The organism is Candidatus Pantoea communis, from assembly GCF_011752685.1.
Taxonomy (GTDB): Bacteria; Pseudomonadota; Gammaproteobacteria; order Enterobacterales; family Enterobacteriaceae; genus Pantoea; species Pantoea communis.
Window position 1 is genome coordinate 1 of the sequence record NZ_VWXC01000012.1, and the last position, 15,158, is coordinate 15,158.

Below are 15,158 nucleotides of genomic sequence, written 5' to 3' on the forward strand. Positions count from 1 at the left end.
GCGCTGGCGGAACTGATCATCGACGGCATCAAGACCAACGTCGAGCTGCAGATGAAAATCATGTCCGACGAACATTTCCAGCAGGGTGGCACCAACATCCACTATCTGGAGAAAAAACTCGGCCTGCTCGACTAAACCAATCCTCTCGCCACCATTCTGCCGTTGGCGGCATTTTCTATCCTGACAGTAAAATCTGGAGGTCAGTTTGTCTGAACTTTCCTATGTGACAGGCGACTGTCACTCAGCCTGGTCAACGTATTTGACGCAGGTTGAACGCGTGTTGCCACTGCTGGGCGATCTCAGCCGTTGGGCCGATACGTTGACGCATCCGAAGCGGGCATTAATCGTTGATATCCCTCTGGAAATGGATGATGGCTCAGTGCGTCATTTTGAGGGTTATCGCGTGCAGCACAATTTGTCGCGTGGGCCGGGTAAGGGTGGGGTGCGTTTCCATCCTGATGTGACGTTGCAGGAGGTGATGGCGCTCTCTGCATGGATGACGGTGAAGTGCGCCGCACTGAATTTGCCGTTTGGCGGAGCAAAAGGCGGCGTGCGTGTCGATCCGGCAACCTTATCCCAGAAAGAGCTGGAGCGTTTAACCCGGCGCTATACCAGCGAGATCGGCAATATGATTGGTCCCCAACAGGATATTCCCGCCCCTGATGTTGGAACCAACGCGCAGGTAATGGCGTGGATGATGGATACCTGGTCGATGAACGTTGGCGCCACTACCACCGGCGTAGTGACCGGCAAACCGGTGCATCTGGGCGGGTCACTGGGGCGCGTCAAAGCCACCGGGCGCGGGGTTTTCGTCACCGGTTGCAGCGCTGCGACTAAGCTGGGCATTGATGTGCCAGGTAGCCGCGTGGCGGTGCAGGGTTTTGGTAACGTTGGCAGCGTCAGCGCCGAACTGTTCCATGCGATTGGGGCAAAAGTGGTGGCGGTGCAGGATCACAAAGCCACATTGTATTTGTCCAGCGGAGTGGATATCCCGGCGTTACAGACGTGGCAGCAGGCTCACGGTAGTATCGCGGGCTTCCCGGGTGCTGACACCATAGCGGATGAACATTTTTGGACGCAGCCTTACGACATTCTGGTGCCTGCTGCGCTGGAAGGGCAGATTACTGCTGAACGTGCCAACCAACTGAAGTGCAGCCTGATTATTGAGGGGGCAAATGGCCCAACGCTACCGGAAGCGGATGATATCTTGCAGCAACGCGGCATTGCTGTGGTGCCAGATGTGATTGCGAATGCGGGCGGCGTGACGGTGAGTTACTTCGAATGGGTGCAGGATTTCTCCAGCTTCTTCTGGAGCGAAGAGGAGATCAATCAACGGCTGGACAGCATTATGCAGCACGCGATTGAAACGGTGTGGTATAAAGCGGATGCGCTGAACGTGACGCTGCGTACGGCAGCTTACGCCGTTGCCTGCGAGCGAATTCTGCTGGCAAGGAAGGATCGCGGGTTGTATCCGTAAACACATTAGTTTGAGAGAAGCCTCGCAAATGCGGGGTTTTTTATTGCCTGAAGTTTGTTCCGTACACTTAGGTGTGTATAATATTTTATACACAAATGGAGTGGTGTGGAGCGCACGGAAATGGATGAAAAGGATTTAGACTGGCGTGGTACAACTCTGGAGGACATCAAAATGTTCCCCAATGAGGTGAAAAAGGACGTTGGATTTGAACTTCACAAAATTCAAAATGGACATAATCCCACTCACTACAAGGCTGTAAATCGCTGGGGAGCAGGTGTTATTGAGATCAAAATAAAAGGCGATGATGGCGAATATCGCGTCGTTTATGTGGCAAAATTTGTTGAAGCCATTTATGTCATACATGCCTTTCAAAAGAAAACACAACAAACCAGCCCCAAAGATGTGAATATAATAATCGAGCGTTATAAAGCAGTTATCGAAGAACGGAGAAAATTAACATGACCGAGAAAATCGATACCCAGTCGCGGCATATCACCAAAGCGGGCAGCAATATTTTTGCTGATCTCGGATTCGAACCGGCTGAAGCGGACTCCCTTCTGACACAATCTCATGAAGAAATTAACCGAGCCGATGAATTAAAAAAGCAGCTAATGACTGAAATTTCTGAATGGATGACGGCAAGCGGCCATAAGCAGATTGAAGCGGCAAAGATCCTGCACGTTTCCAGACCACGAGTTTCTGATGTGGTTAATCTTAAAACAGAAAAATTTACCATTGATTCGTTGGTGGGTATGGTTGCGGCAATGGGCAAAAAGGTCCAATTAGTGATCGAGTAATTGACCCGTGGCAAACTTAACTGCGAGTAGTCGAAAAAGGCCAGCACTGCTGGCCTTTCAAAATATTAGAACTGATACACCAGACCCAATGCTACCTGGTCATCATTTGGCAGACCCAGTTTGTTATTATCGTCCAGCAGGTTGATCTTATACGCCACGAAGGTCTTCATGTTTTTATTGAAGTAGTAGGTCAATCCTGGTTCAAGGAATTTGAGCAGGTCTTCGTTTCCAATACCCTCGATATCTTTGGCTTTAGTTTGTACCCAGGCGATGAAAGGGCGGATACCGTTCAGGAACTGGTATTGCAGCGTGGCCTCCAGGCTTTCGGTTTTATTCGCGAATCCACTTTCGCCGGTTAAGCTATTGCTGATGGCGTAGGCATTACGGGTCTGGCCGTAGAAAGCGCCAAAGTACCACTGGTTATCATCGTATTTCGCGCCTACTGCCCAGCTTTCACCCTTTGCACCCCGTCCGTAAACGCCCTCGGCATTCTGTGCATTAGTTCGATCCAGATTGGCATAACCGCCCACCACGCTCACACCAAAATCGGTGGCGTAGCCAAGTGACGTTGCCCAGCCATCACCGTTGGCTTTACTGATGGCATCACGATCATTTTTGCCTTGATACTGCAAACCAAAGTTCAAACCATTGACTAAACCAAAGAAATCGCGGTTACGGTAGGTGGCGACACCGGTTGAACGGCCGCGCAGGAAGCCATCGGCGGTGCCGGTTGGGCCGCCAAATTCGGGTAGTACGTCAGTGTAAGCAATGGCGTCATAAACCAAACCATAGTTACGGCCATAGTCGAAGCTACCGTATTGGCCCACTTTTACACCCGCAAACCCAAGGCGCGTTTTATTACCGCTTTGCGCGTCGCTGCCTTCGCTATTGTTGAGCTGTGCCTGATATTCCCACTGACCATAGCCGGTCATCAGGTCATTGATCTGCGTCTGGCCCTTAAAACCAAAGCGCATATAAGATTGATCACCACCTAAGCTGTCGTTGCTGGAGATATAATTCTCTCCCTGCACCTTGCCGTACAGATCTAATTTGTTTCCGTCTTTATTGTAAATCTCGGCGGCCTGACTGAATGCAGAAGCGAACAGGGCGCTGGCAATACAAAGTTTTAAACTTAGCTTCATCATTTATCCTCGTCGGAGTATTTGTCATTTTGTTGGTATAAGCACCGTGCAAACTGGCTGCACGATGGAAGGAATCAGGAAAAATTTCCGCTGGCTGTTAAGTTTGTCGAACACACAATATTGCGTCGAGTGAAACACACCAGCAGCCAGCCAGCGGATGAAGCGCACACATCAAAGATGCCGTCAGGTAATGACACAGGTCAGCGAATTTCGTTGGGTAGGATGTTTATTATTGTGATTTTTTTAGGTAAGTTTCTGCGTTAACGAAACGTGCGAATCACCATAGGGGGATATCAGGATTACCGATAAGATAATTTTGTTTTGGCTAAATATTATTTTCTTATTTCATTGCGCGCTAATAATACGATGCATCCATATAAAACACCTATCCGGAGACAAGTAATCCTTCTTACCGTCCAAAATCAATTATCGATAAAGTCACAGTAGCCTACGGTACATTACGTGCCCGGCAAATATGAATGTGGCGGAAACTATGAATATCCGACGTCTGAAGTCGTTCATTACCATTGTTGATATGGGTAGTATTACTCGCGCGGCCGATGCACTGCATATCGCGCAACCAGCGCTTAGCCAGCAGTTAGTGGCTCTGGAGGAACATTTTAAACGGCAGTTGTTGATCCGCAGTCAACAGGGCGTAGTGCCAACTGAAGCCGGTAAAGTGCTGTACGGCCATGCGCATGCCATGCTGCGTCAGTTTGCGCAAGCTGAGGTCGACGTCCTCAGCGCAGGACAGCGTTTATCGGGCCGGGTTTCGGTTGGGCTGGCACCGTTTAGCGCCGCATCCACGCTGTCGATGGCGTTGTTGAGTGAGATGCGGGTGCGCCATCCGGGTATTCTGTTGCATCTGGTTGAGAGTGTGGGGCAAGCCTACAGTGAATTAGTGGTAAATGGTCGGCTTGAGATGGCGCTGTTGCACGGCAGCGGTGGGGTTAAAGGACTGCATTACGAACCGCTGCTGGAAGAAACTTTCTATTTTGTTGCTCACGCAGATTTTGATTTCGATGATGATGGTGGGGCGCTGCATGTCAACCAACTCAGCGCTTTGCCTATGCTATTGCCACCCTCTTATAACTTTGTCCGCCGGGCCATTGATGAAGCCTTTAGCCTGCATCACCTGAGTTTGAATGTTGTAGGAGAGCTGGAGGCGGTAAAAAGCATTGCGCGCGCTGTAGATGCGGGCCTTGGTTGTACCATCATGCCGAAAGCGATTGCCGAGCGTATTCAGTCAGAATCCCGGGATGTGGTGATCCGATCCATCAGTGGCCCTGCCATCAGTCAAACGCTCTCTCTCTGCGTCTCCGATCGTACTCCGCTGTCTGAACCTGCAGCTGCAGTACGCGAATTGCTCATCGATTTGACCCAAAGTCTGTGACCGGCAGGGAATCAAAAACCACACAATGACTTTTATTGATTAAATCACACTGGCGGCCAGCGAGATGATGCCGCCATTTTCTGCTAATCCAACAATAATCTATATTTTCTCAATCCTCTCTTTTCGCCCATAACCGAAATGAATATGCGCATTGTGAAAATGTATTGGGACGACAGCAATCAATTACATTAACGTTTTGTGACGCAGAAATTTAAAGGGCAATAGACGTCATTTTAATTGCTTATATTATAACGCGGAATTTCTGACTCTACATAGTTTTCTCTGATGTCGTCATGATTTTTATGGCGTAGTGCATGATATTGTCTGGAGGAATTCCGATGACTGCTATTCCCACGCCGATGCCACGGGTGAAATTAACCAGTCGCTGGCAATCGCCCGCTTTGTTAATTATTCCGCTGCTGGCGTTTCAACTTTTTTTCTTTTTTGCCCCGGCCGTTAAATTGATGTTGTTCAGTTTGATGACACAGTCTAGCGATGGAAATATCGGTGCCCCCTGGACCTTTAGCCATTACTGGCATTTCTTTTCAGTGGCGCTCTACAGCGATGTGTTATGGAACACATTGCGCATCAGCCTTATCACGTCTTTGATTGCTGCAGTATTAGCCTATCCGGTTGCGACGGTGTTGGTGCGGGGTAACGTGTTGCTGGCACGTATTTTAACGCTAGTGATCATCGCACCGTTGGCCGTGAGTGTAGTGGTGCGCGCCTATGGCTGGCAACTGATCCTGAATAATGGCCCTACCGGGTTACTGAATTATGTGCTGTTGCATCTCGGATTTATTGAGCGTCCCAACGCGTTAATGTTTACAGAGTGGGCGGTAATTATCGCGTCACTGCAAATCTTCTTTCCCATGATGGTGTTGCCGCTGGCGTCAGCGTTGGGAAAAATTGATGGCAATTTGCCATTTGCAGCCCGAACGTTGGGTGCGCCTCCGTGGCAGGTGTTTCTCCGTATCACCTTTCCACTCAGCCTGCCGGGGCTGGTCGCGGGGATGACCCTGGTGTTCTCGTTGGCGGCGGGTTCTTATGTTATTCCCGCGCTAATCGGTGGCCCGCGCGCGCAGATGCTGGGCAACCTGGCCGAGCAACAGATCGTCGCGGTGTATGACTGGCCATTCGGTGCCACCATTGCTGCCATTCTGGTGTTTATTGTCATTACGGTAAATACACTTTCAATGAAGTTACTCAGCGGACGCCGTCTGCCAGGAACGGCAAAATGAATGTGCGTTTACAAGGCTGGGGCGGGGCGGCGCTATATGTTTTCGCCGCAGCAATGATGGTGTTTATCCTTGCCCCGATATTGCTGATCATCGCGATTTCCTTTTCAGATGGATATTTTGTCAGCTTCCCTCCCAGTGGATTCACGCTGGATTGGTACAGCAAAGTACTGGGTAACAGTGAGTTTACCGGCGCGCTGCTGTTCAGCACGCTGTTGTCATTAGGCACCACGTTATTCTCTCTACTGCTTGGTATTCCGGCGGCGTTTGCGCTGGTACGCGGCAATTTACCCTGTGCCGATTTGTGCAAAGGTCTGCTGTTGTCACCGCTGATATTCCCGGTGCTGATCACCGGCCTTGCTCTGCTGCAGTTGTTTACCGGCTACGGCTGGAGCAACGCCAAACTCAACCTGTTACTGGCTCATACCGTGGTGACGTCGCCATATGTGGTGCGCACCGTCATTACCAGCCTTGAACTGGTTAATCCCAGTCTTGAAGAAGCCGCACGGACGCTTGGCGCCTCGCGCTGGGCCACGTTTCGTCAGGTGATCTTGCCACAGATTGTGCCGGGTGTGATGTCCGGTGCCATCTTCTGCTTCATGGTGTCTTTCGATAATTACCCGGTTTCGATGTGGTTAGCCGACTCGGAAAATACCCCGGTGCCAGTCGTCCTTTATCGCCAAATCGGCACCGTATTTGATCCCTCCGTTGCCACCATGTCAACGCTGATTATTTTACTCGCCACCGTGGTGGTCATCATTTTGGAAAAATTGGTTGGCCTGCGTCGTGCGATGGCCGCATAACTTCACACCAGAGGATGTTCTATGAGTGCTATGAAACGCCGTACCTTTATAAAAGCAGTGGCGGGTGCCGCGCTGCTGCCTTATATCCAGGTGAAAGCCAATGCCGCCGACCGTGTGTTGCAAGTGGGCGTGTACAATTCGGCACAGGGCGCGCTGATTAAACAGAAAGTCCTGCCGGAGTTTGAGAAAGAGTACAACTGTAAAGTGCTGACCACGGAGGGCGCTACGCTGGCGAACATTGCTGCACTGCGTGCCACCAAAGCCAAACCCGTGTTCAGCGTGATGTCGATGGACGATATTGGCGTACCTCAGGCGAAAGCGGAAAGTCTGATCGAACCGTTGCCAACTGAAGGTATTCCTAACCTGGAAAATGTCTTTGACCGCTATTTGCTGAGCGATCGCTACGGCGTGGGGTTCTCGGTTTCGATGGCCGGGCTGTTTATCAATCCGCAAATGACCAAACCGATTGCGAGCTATAACGAAATTTTCACGCCGCAGTTTGCACACCAAATGATTTTGAACACGCCTAAGAATACGCAAAGCATATTAATGCTGATCGTTGCTGCCGCGCTGGCGACCGGCAAGCCGCTGCAGGAAGCGCAGTATGAAATCGATAAAGGCTGGGACAAGTTGGCGGAACTCAAAAATAACGTGATGACGGTGTACGACGGCGAAGCGCAGGTGATGATGGTGGCGCAGGGTCAGGCGATGGTGGGTGGTATCGAGTATTCAAAAGCCATTTACCCGCATACCAAAAAAGGGATTCCGCTGGATATGACCTTCCCGAAAGAGGGCGCGTTTACTGGCATTAACGGTTTAGCGTTAGTGAAAGGGGCACCACAACGCGAACTGGGGCTGGCGTGGATTAACCGTTTGCTGGATGCAGATGTGCAGAAGATGCTGGCAGAAGTGACGCTGAGTGCGCCAACGGTGCAAGGCATTAACTTTGATGAGTCTACACTGAAATATCTCGCCTATCCCGAAGAGAAAATGCAGCAACTAAACCTGTTCACACCGGATTGGACCTACATCATCCCGCGTCGCGCCGAGTTACTGGAGCGCTACAATCAAACCTTCAACGCGTGAGGCGATGATGCAGCGATCTTATGAAGTACGGCTTGATAGCCTCAGCAAACATTACGGCAAGACCGTGGCCGTTGAGAATGTCTCATTAACCGTGAATGCGGGCGAAATCCTGGCGCTACTCGGTCCCAGTGGTTGTGGCAAAACCACCTGTTTACGCATGGTGGCGGGGCTAGTGACACCGACATCGGGTGATATTCTCGTAGGAGGACGATCGATTCTGGAAACGGCAGTGCATCGCCGCAATATTGGATTGCTCTTCCAAAATTACGCGTTGTTCCCGCACATGACCGTTGAAGAGAATGTGGCGTTTGGCTTGAAGATGCGCGGACAGTCGCGCAGCGAATACAGTGACCGTGTGGCAAAAGCGCTCGATATGGTACAGCTCAAAAGCTATCGTGATCGTTTACCTGCACAGCTATCTGGTGGCCAGCAGCAGCGCGTTTCCCTGGCACGTGCGCTGGTGATCGAACCGGATATGCTTCTGCTGGATGAACCCCTGGGGGCACTGGACAAGAGTCTGCGTGAAAGTATGCAGTTGGAGATCCGTCAACTTCAACAGCGTCTCGGTTTGACCACCATTATGGTGACGCACGATCAGGATGAAGCACTGACCATGGCGGATCAAATCGCGGTGATGCAGGGTGGCAAGCTGGAGCAGGTGGCGAGCGCCGCCCAGATCTATCAAAAACCGGCCACGGCCTTTGTGGCAGGCTTTATCGGTGCCTCAAATTTCCTCTCTGCCGAAGTGATGCATTCTCAAAGCGGGTGCAGTGAATTGCAGACAGAAAGCGGTGTGCGTTTGCTGGTGGAGGGGGAGTTAAAAGGTAAAGCGACTGTGACAATTCGCCCTGAAGCGGTGCGTTTATCACCATTACAACAGCCGCTGGGGACGGCCACCTGCAATGCTACGGCTGCGGAGGTGATACAGGTGGTGTATCGCGGCTACATGTTGCACTACAACCTGCGCCTTCCCAATGGGGAAACCCTGATGGCTTGGAAGCAAACGCAGAGTGGAGACGATCCACAGAATTTCGTCGCTGGAGACCGCGTGCTGGCAGAGTGGAATAGCGACAGTAATCACGTGGTGTATGAGTAAGACGAATTGCGGCCTTTGGGCCGCACTTTGCGTGCCACACTTGATTCGGCCAGAGTTAAAGCGTCTGTGCATAAGCTTCAAGCTGATCGGCAACCATGCCCCAGCCGCTATGAAAGCCCATTTTTTCATGTTCGGCGCGTGCTTCAGCGTTGCGATGCCTGGCAATGGCAACGTAACGAGTCGCGTGCGGATTGAGCGGTTCCAGTAGCAATATTGCGGTCATGAAAGGATGCTCAGCAGGTTTCCATCCTTCTGTATAGGTATCGGTAAAGACCAGTTTACGACCCGGTATCAGCTCCAGAAACACCCCATCATTGCGCATTTCATTCCCCTCCACCTCAAAAACCGTGTTGAACCGACCACCAGGATGCAGATCGATATCGCAACTGACTAACTTATGAGGCCTTGGCACGAAAAAGTGCTTGAGATGTTCTGGTGTGGTCCAGCAGCGCCAAATCACATCGGCGGGCACTTGCAAGGTACGCTCAAGCTGTAAGTCGGTGTCGGCATCAAGAATCATCATTTTTTCCTGCTCGCTGAATATCATTTCAACAGTGTAGATGCGAAGCAGAGAACGGGTTAGCTGAGCGGGCGGATACCCTGGCAGAACAGGCTAAGTGTGTGCTGTACAATCAGCTCCGTATCAAACTCCGGCTCATTGGCGAAGCGTGTGAAGGGCACGAGTATCATGCTCAGGATGGAGGTCATCAGCAAATCGGGATTTAACGTTGCATTCAATAAACCCTGCTGTTGCCAGCGCACAATCAAAGCCCTGACTTTGTCGCGTCCCGCATGACCATATCGTTCTTTAATGTGCTGACCTAAGCCGTGAGAGCCGCTGGTGACTTCTTGCATCCACAGTGGGGCAAACCAGTCATTGTTCAGTACTATGTCAGCGATTTCACGAATAAATCCACTAAAAGTAGTGACAGGGTCACTTTCATCGTTGTTAAAGTGAGCTTCAAGACGCTGACGTAGCGGTAAAAAGCGCTCCTCAACCACCACATCTAGCAACGATTCGCGCGACTGAAAATAGTAGTTGAGCATCGCCGGACTCACGCCAGCTTTACGTGCAATCGCATTCAGCGAGGTTTCAGCGATGCCGTTTTCGGCATAAATCGCAAGCGTAATGTCCAACAGGTGCTCGCGCTGTTGTGCAGTGATGGCTCCGCCCCGAGGACGTCCAGGACGGCGGGGTTTGGCAGGGGTTGTCTTATCATCAGCTGGGACTTTTTGTGCGGTCATCTTTACGCGCTCACTTGTTTCATGTCAGACTTCGAGCAATATTAATTGTGTATTTAATTAATTTCAATTGGTGTCTGATATGAAACCTAAAACACTTGTGCCGCACTCAGGCAGTGGAGAAGAGCGTCTTCCTTCCGTCCGCTTGCTGATGGGCGCATTGATGCTGGTCATGCTGCTTTCCGCCCTTGACCAGACCATCGTCTCGACAGCACTGCCAACCATTGTGGGTGAATTGGGCGGGCTTGATCGGCTGTCGTGGATCGTCACGGCCTACATGCTGGCCTCGACAATTGTTGTCCCGCTTTACGGCAAGTTCGGCGATCTGTTTGGCCGTAAAACGGTGCTACAAATCTCGGTCATCTTGTTTCTCATCGGCTCGGCACTGTGTGGCCTGGCGCAAAATATGGAGCAACTGATCTTTACCCGCGCACTGCAAGGTCTCGGCGGTGGCGGACTGATGGTGGTCAGTATGGCGGCCGTCGCGGATATTATTCCACCAGCAGAACGCGGTAAATACCAGGGACTCTTTGGCGGCGTTTTCGGTCTGGCGACCGTGGTGGGGCCATTACTGGGGGGCTTCATCGTCCAGCACGCCTCGTGGCGCTGGATTTTCTATATCAATTTACCGTTAGGGTTGTTTGCGCTGCTGATTATTAATGCGGTGTTTAAAGCCGATAACAAACGTAAACCGCATGAGATTGATTATCCCGGTGCTGTTTGCCTGAGTCTTGCGCTAGTGGGTATCACCCTGTTTACCAGTGAAGGCGGTACGTTGCGGGCATGGAGCGATCCGCAGTTGTGGTGCATCCTGGCGTTTGGTCTGGTCGGAGTGATTGGCTTTATCTACGAAGAACGTCGTGCATGGGAACCGATTATTCCGCTTGGGCTGTTCCGTAATCGCAGTTTTTCGCTCTCCAGTTTGATGGCTTTTATTGTCGGGATGTCGCTGTTCGGCAGCGTCACTTTCCTTCCGCTCTATTTGCAGGTGGTGAAAGGCTCAACCCCGACTGAAGCCGGATTGCAATTGTTACCGCTGATGGGTGGGCTGCTGGTGACATCGATTATCAGCGGACGCATTATCAGTCGAACTGGTCGGTATCGTCTTTTTCCGATTGGCGGAACCTTGCTGGCGACGGTTGGGATGGCACTCATGACGACGCTGACGCTGCAATCCTCGCTGTGGCAGATTTATCTCTACGCCTGCGTGCTCGGAATGGGCATGGGGATGGTGATGCAGGTGTTAGTCCTGGCCGTTCAGAACAGTGTGACACCCGACCGTATTGGCGTCGCCACATCCTCTGTCACGTTGTTCCGTTCGGTGGGCGGTTCAATCGGGGTGGCGTTATTTGGCGCGATGTTTAGTCACGTCTTGAAATCGGGTTTGACTGAATTGGTGGAAAAGGGCGATGTATTGCCCGCCACGCTGGACCCGAATGCAGTGCACCATTTGCCGTATGATGTGCAACAAGCGTATTTGCAGGTATTTAGCGCAGCGGTGCATGCGGCATTCCAGATGGCGGCGGTGGTGATGGCGCTGGCCTTTATTTTGTCATTATTCCTGCCAGAGTCGCCGTTACGCAGTCAATCCAAACAATAAATTGATGCCCGCTTGCCACCATCGGCAGACAGATGCTGATGGTGGGATGAAATAGCAGCAGAGTTGGGCGAATTAATAACCTCCAAAGCGAAAATTGGCGAAGGAATATATAATTTTTATCCCAAATACATGATGTTACCTTTGCGTAAACTTAAGTAAAAAAGAAGAGGATTAAAAGAATTCAGCGGCGAGCTATTTATTTTTGCAACTTTTTTGCGGTATAAATCTCTAACCACTGTCTCCCTCAGCGAAAACGTCATCCCATGATCAACTCTGCGGCCAGAAAATTTATCGCCTGTCTGTTTGTTATTACCCTGGCAGGTTGCTCTTCCAAAACTTCTCATGCACCTGCGGAAGAGAGTGTCGATGCTTCAACCGATGGTGGTAAGCAACCCGATTTGATTCCCGTGATCGCGGCATTACACGACCAGATGCACTCATGGGAAGGCACCAAATATCAGTGGGGCGGCACGCAATTAAACGGTGTGGATTGCTCCGGTTTTGTCTGGCGAACCTTAAAAGATCGTTTCAATATTCCAATGGATCGTGTCACAACGCGCGAATTAATTGCCATGGGGCAGCCGGTTGATAAGGCGCACCTGCAACCCGGTGATTTAGTGTTCTTTCGTATCAAACACGAGTTACATGTTGGCTTTTATGACACCGACCATCAATTCCTCCACGCTTCGGTTAGCCAGGGCGTGATGCGCTCCTCACTGAATAATCCGTATTGGAAATCGGTATATCTGGAGGCGCGGCGTCTGCCACGTGAACAGAATTCGCAGATCAGCTTTAATTATAAAAATAAAGTGTGATGCAGAAAGTATCCCCGGCCTGGCGCCGGGGATTTTTTTATCAGAATTGATATGACACGCTAACCGAGAAGTTGCGCGGCTCACCGTAAACATAGTTGTTCATATAGGTGTAGTACTCACGGTCGAATAAGTTATCGACGTTAGCTTGCACCGCAACCTGTTTGGTGACCTGATAACGGGCAAACAGGTTTGCCAGTGGATAGCTTCCCTGATACACGCGCTGGGTGCTGCCATCTGGCGCGCTCACATCTTCAAATACGCGGTTCTGCCAGTTAATACCCCCGCCGATAGTCAGGTCGGGCAGCATTGGAATCTGATAACGGGTGAACAGCTTGAACTGGGTTTGCGGTTGATCAGGGTTATAACGACCATCCGAATCACGCGCTACATAGCGCGTTGCGCCGAAGGTTAATTGCAGGTTATCGGTAAGCGCACCGTTTAGTTCAAATTCAGCGCCTTTGCTGCGTGCGCCCTTAGTGGCGGTGTAGGCCTGCTCGCTGCTGTTATTAACGTAGACGCCATCCTCTGCTGTCCCGACATTTTCTTGCTGAATGCGGAATACCGCAAAGGTTGCGGTCAAACGGCCGTCATACCAGGCCGATTTTAACCCCGTTTCGTAGCTTTTTCCGGTAACCGGAGAAAGGTAGTGGCCTGAGCTATTGCGATAGGTTTGAGGCTGGAAAATTGACGTATAGCTGGCGTACGCAGACCAGGTATCGTTGATGTCATACACCAGACCGGCATACGGCGTGGTGTTGTGCTGGGTCATATCGCCGCTGCTACCGTTAGTGCTCCATTCGGTGTAGCGAGCACCAATAATCAGTGATAGTGGATCGGCCAATGAAATACGCGCGGCGGTATAAGCAGACTTCTGGCGAATGACATCATTGGCATTCAGATACCAACCTTGCCACTGCGGCTCAGCAAGATTGCCGTTCCAGTTGTTGTTAAATGGCCCCATATCAGCGGCGGTAATATCATATTCATCCAGGTCAGTGACGCCATCCTGGCTGTAAGTCTGGTTGTGCTGGCGGCTGTAACTCAAGCCAGCCATCAACTGGTGCTGACGGCCAAATAACTCAAACGGGCCGCTGGCGTAACCATCAACGGAGGTCAGTTCACGTTTACCACGGTCCAGGCTGCCGTAGCCGGTTACGCCTTCGCCGGTACTCTCGTCAGGGAATGCGCTATACAGGTTAAGCAACTTATCGCTAAAGGTATTTTTGGCATGGGTACCATTCACATGGAAGCTCCAGCCGTTATCGAAGTTATGCACCAGATCGGCGTAAACCTTCTGTATTTCAGTGTGATAGTAAGTCCAATCGGCGGCGGAGTTCAGGCTGCGGTTGTAGTGCGTAAGAGAACCGTTGCTATAGAAATCCGGTAAGCCACCCCAGGTAGGATCGCGCGTATCGGCCTTTTCGTAGTCATAACCTAATGAAAGGGTAGTATTAGCGGTGATATCCGCATCGACCACGCCATAAAGGAACTTCTTATTTTTATGATAGCGATCGAGCCAACTGTCCTGATCCTGATAACCCGTTACCACGCGCCCGCGGAGCGAACCTTCACTGTTCAACGGCCCGGCAATATCAGCGACATAGCGTTGTTTATTCCAACTGCCATAGCTGGCGCTGACCGAGCCAGTAAAATCTTTACTGTCGGCGTGTTTACGCACCATATTGACCGAAGCGGAAGGGCTGCCAGCCCCAGTCATCAGGCCTGTCGCGCCGCGTACCACTTCAATACGATCATAAATGGCGGTATCAGATGCCGCGTCACCGTAGTTCCAGTTATCACCCGTAGAAGTGGGGATACCATCAAAGGTGAAGTTAGTGATTTTGAAGCCGCGGGAATAGTATTCAGAACGTTCAGAATCCACCAAATTGCTGGTGATACCAGTGGTGTTATTCAACACGTCGGTGACAGTTTGTAGCTGCTGATCCTGCATACGCTGTTGCGTCACCACGCTCACTGATTGCGGCACATCGCGCGGCGTGAGTAGCAGCTTGGTGCCTGCTCGCGTGGTTTTCACCGCATAGTCCTGCTTTTCAGTGTCACCACTGCTATCACTGGTGGTGGCATTGACCACCAGATCCTGCTGAGTGGTATCAGCAGCCTGCGCCAATGTGGGGTTGAGAAGGGCGTGTACTGCCATAGCCAACAATGAAACGCTGAACGTTTTGCGGATACCTGATTCCCTGCCGATCGAAGACATAATCGTTTCCGTGGTAAATGATGGTTATAAGAAGCCATTACGCTTCGGTTGTTATGCTGGTGGTTGCGTCGTGCTACCCAAAAGGGCAGAACAATTGAATCTACTATCTAATTACGAACGCCAATGATAATCATTTGCTTTATAGAATCTCGCAAGGATTCAATCTGAAGTGTAATAATGTGTAAATTCGAGGAAATTTAGTTCACTAGATGGATTTATAACCCGCTAGTTGCGGACGTTTTCACATTTAT

Annotated in this window: 14 protein-coding genes; 10 read left to right on the plus strand and 4 right to left on the minus strand. The window is 50.9% G+C overall.

What is annotated here, in order from left to right:
• The first annotated feature begins 205 nt into the window (after positions 1 to 205).
• From F3J37_RS16190 to F3J37_RS16200, 3 genes are all read left to right on the plus strand, one after another.
• Positions 206 to 1,477 (plus strand): Glu/Leu/Phe/Val family dehydrogenase, encoded by a 1,272-nt coding sequence (locus F3J37_RS16190; protein WP_166934435.1) that lies wholly within the window; start codon positions 206 to 208, stop codon positions 1,475 to 1,477.
• Between the two features lie 120 nt (positions 1,478 to 1,597).
• A complete protein-coding gene (locus F3J37_RS16195; protein ID WP_058961005.1) occupies positions 1,598 to 1,939 on the plus strand; it encodes a type II toxin-antitoxin system RelE/ParE family toxin in 342 nt (113 codons plus the stop codon).
• Positions 1,936 to 2,274 (plus strand): helix-turn-helix domain-containing protein, encoded by a 339-nt coding sequence (locus F3J37_RS16200; RefSeq protein ID WP_166934437.1) that lies wholly within the window; start codon positions 1,936 to 1,938, stop codon positions 2,272 to 2,274. The genes F3J37_RS16195 and F3J37_RS16200 overlap by 4 nt, the downstream gene beginning before the upstream one ends.
• A 65-nt stretch (positions 2,275 to 2,339) precedes the next feature.
• Here the strand turns inward: F3J37_RS16200 and F3J37_RS16205 are convergent, their stop codons facing one another.
• Positions 2,340 to 3,419 carry a porin gene (locus tag F3J37_RS16205; protein ID WP_304623236.1) on the minus strand — a complete coding sequence of 360 codons (1,080 nt, stop codon included), beginning with the start codon at positions 3,417 to 3,419 and terminating at the stop codon, positions 2,340 to 2,342.
• A 490-nt stretch (positions 3,420 to 3,909) separates the two neighbouring features.
• On the opposite strand from F3J37_RS16205, the gene nac reads away from it, so the two are divergent.
• The 5 genes from nac to F3J37_RS16230 all read left to right on the plus strand — a co-directional run bounded on the left by nac (position 3,910) and on the right by F3J37_RS16230 (position 9,032).
• On the plus strand, positions 3,910 to 4,809 hold the full coding sequence (nac, locus tag F3J37_RS16210) for a nitrogen assimilation transcriptional regulator NAC (RefSeq protein WP_166934441.1): 900 nt from the start codon (positions 3,910 to 3,912) through the stop codon (positions 4,807 to 4,809).
• Between the two features lie 338 nt (positions 4,810 to 5,147).
• Positions 5,148 to 6,050 (plus strand): ABC transporter permease, encoded by a 903-nt coding sequence (locus F3J37_RS16215; protein WP_166934442.1) that lies wholly within the window; start codon positions 5,148 to 5,150, stop codon positions 6,048 to 6,050.
• A complete protein-coding gene (locus F3J37_RS16220) occupies positions 6,047 to 6,850 on the plus strand; it encodes an ABC transporter permease (RefSeq protein ID WP_166934444.1) in 804 nt (267 codons plus the stop codon). The genes F3J37_RS16215 and F3J37_RS16220 overlap by 4 nt, the downstream gene beginning before the upstream one ends.
• A gap of 21 nt (positions 6,851 to 6,871) precedes the next feature.
• Positions 6,872 to 7,936 (plus strand): extracellular solute-binding protein, encoded by a 1,065-nt coding sequence (locus tag F3J37_RS16225; RefSeq protein ID WP_166934446.1) that lies wholly within the window; start codon positions 6,872 to 6,874, stop codon positions 7,934 to 7,936.
• Between the two features lie 7 nt (positions 7,937 to 7,943).
• Positions 7,944 to 9,032 (plus strand): ABC transporter ATP-binding protein, encoded by a 1,089-nt coding sequence (locus F3J37_RS16230; RefSeq protein ID WP_166934448.1) that lies wholly within the window; start codon positions 7,944 to 7,946, stop codon positions 9,030 to 9,032.
• Between the two features lie 55 nt (positions 9,033 to 9,087).
• Here the strand turns inward: F3J37_RS16230 and F3J37_RS16235 are convergent, their stop codons facing one another.
• Both F3J37_RS16235 and F3J37_RS16240 read right to left on the minus strand, forming a co-directional pair.
• A complete protein-coding gene (locus F3J37_RS16235; protein ID WP_166934450.1) occupies positions 9,088 to 9,552 on the minus strand; it encodes an SRPBCC family protein in 465 nt (154 codons plus the stop codon).
• Positions 9,553 to 9,611: 59 nt separating this feature from the next.
• The gene (locus F3J37_RS16240; protein ID WP_166934453.1) at positions 9,612 to 10,277 is read right to left on the minus strand and encodes a TetR/AcrR family transcriptional regulator; all 666 of its coding nucleotides are present in this window, start codon (positions 10,275 to 10,277) and stop codon (positions 9,612 to 9,614) included.
• Positions 10,278 to 10,356: 79 nt separating this feature from the next.
• On the opposite strand from F3J37_RS16240, the gene F3J37_RS16245 reads away from it, so the two are divergent.
• Both F3J37_RS16245 and F3J37_RS16250 read left to right on the plus strand, forming a co-directional pair.
• Positions 10,357 to 11,874 carry an MDR family MFS transporter gene (locus F3J37_RS16245; RefSeq protein WP_166934455.1) on the plus strand — a complete coding sequence of 506 codons (1,518 nt, stop codon included), beginning with the start codon at positions 10,357 to 10,359 and terminating at the stop codon, positions 11,872 to 11,874.
• Between the two features lie 263 nt (positions 11,875 to 12,137).
• The gene (locus tag F3J37_RS16250) at positions 12,138 to 12,689 is read left to right on the plus strand and encodes a C40 family peptidase (RefSeq protein ID WP_034829917.1); all 552 of its coding nucleotides are present in this window, start codon (positions 12,138 to 12,140) and stop codon (positions 12,687 to 12,689) included.
• A gap of 40 nt (positions 12,690 to 12,729) precedes the next feature.
• On the opposite strand, the gene fhuE is transcribed toward F3J37_RS16250, so the two are convergent.
• Complete coding sequence (gene fhuE, locus F3J37_RS16255) at positions 12,730 to 14,907, minus strand: ferric-rhodotorulic acid/ferric-coprogen receptor FhuE (protein WP_166934457.1); 2,178 nt, start codon at positions 14,905 to 14,907, stop codon at positions 12,730 to 12,732.
• Positions 14,908 to 15,158: the final 251 nt, after the last annotated feature.

What these genes read in the sequence shown, in the direction of transcription:
- F3J37_RS16195 (WP_058961005.1), top strand. Translation starts at nt 1,598, where the DNA reads ATGGATGAAAAGGATTTAGACTGGCGTGGTACAACTCTGGAGGACATC.
- F3J37_RS16200 (WP_166934437.1), top strand. Translation starts at nt 1,936, where the DNA reads ATGACCGAGAAAATCGATACCCAGTCGCGGCATATCACCAAAGCGGGC.
- F3J37_RS16205 (WP_304623236.1), bottom strand. Translation starts at nt 3,419, where the DNA reads ATGATGAAGCTAAGTTTAAAACTTTGTATTGCCAGCGCCCTGTTCGCT.
- nac (WP_166934441.1), top strand. Translation starts at nt 3,910, where the DNA reads ATGAATATCCGACGTCTGAAGTCGTTCATTACCATTGTTGATATGGGT.
- F3J37_RS16215 (WP_166934442.1), top strand. Translation starts at nt 5,148, where the DNA reads ATGACTGCTATTCCCACGCCGATGCCACGGGTGAAATTAACCAGTCGC.
- F3J37_RS16220 (WP_166934444.1), top strand. Translation starts at nt 6,047, where the DNA reads ATGAATGTGCGTTTACAAGGCTGGGGCGGGGCGGCGCTATATGTTTTC.
- F3J37_RS16225 (WP_166934446.1), top strand. Translation starts at nt 6,872, where the DNA reads ATGAGTGCTATGAAACGCCGTACCTTTATAAAAGCAGTGGCGGGTGCC.
- F3J37_RS16230 (WP_166934448.1), top strand. Translation starts at nt 7,944, where the DNA reads ATGCAGCGATCTTATGAAGTACGGCTTGATAGCCTCAGCAAACATTAC.
- F3J37_RS16235 (WP_166934450.1), bottom strand. Translation starts at nt 9,552, where the DNA reads ATGATTCTTGATGCCGACACCGACTTACAGCTTGAGCGTACCTTGCAA.
- F3J37_RS16240 (WP_166934453.1), bottom strand. Translation starts at nt 10,277, where the DNA reads ATGACCGCACAAAAAGTCCCAGCTGATGATAAGACAACCCCTGCCAAA.
- F3J37_RS16245 (WP_166934455.1), top strand. Translation starts at nt 10,357, where the DNA reads ATGAAACCTAAAACACTTGTGCCGCACTCAGGCAGTGGAGAAGAGCGT.
- F3J37_RS16250 (WP_034829917.1), top strand. Translation starts at nt 12,138, where the DNA reads ATGATCAACTCTGCGGCCAGAAAATTTATCGCCTGTCTGTTTGTTATT.
- fhuE (WP_166934457.1), bottom strand. Translation starts at nt 14,907, where the DNA reads ATGTCTTCGATCGGCAGGGAATCAGGTATCCGCAAAACGTTCAGCGTT.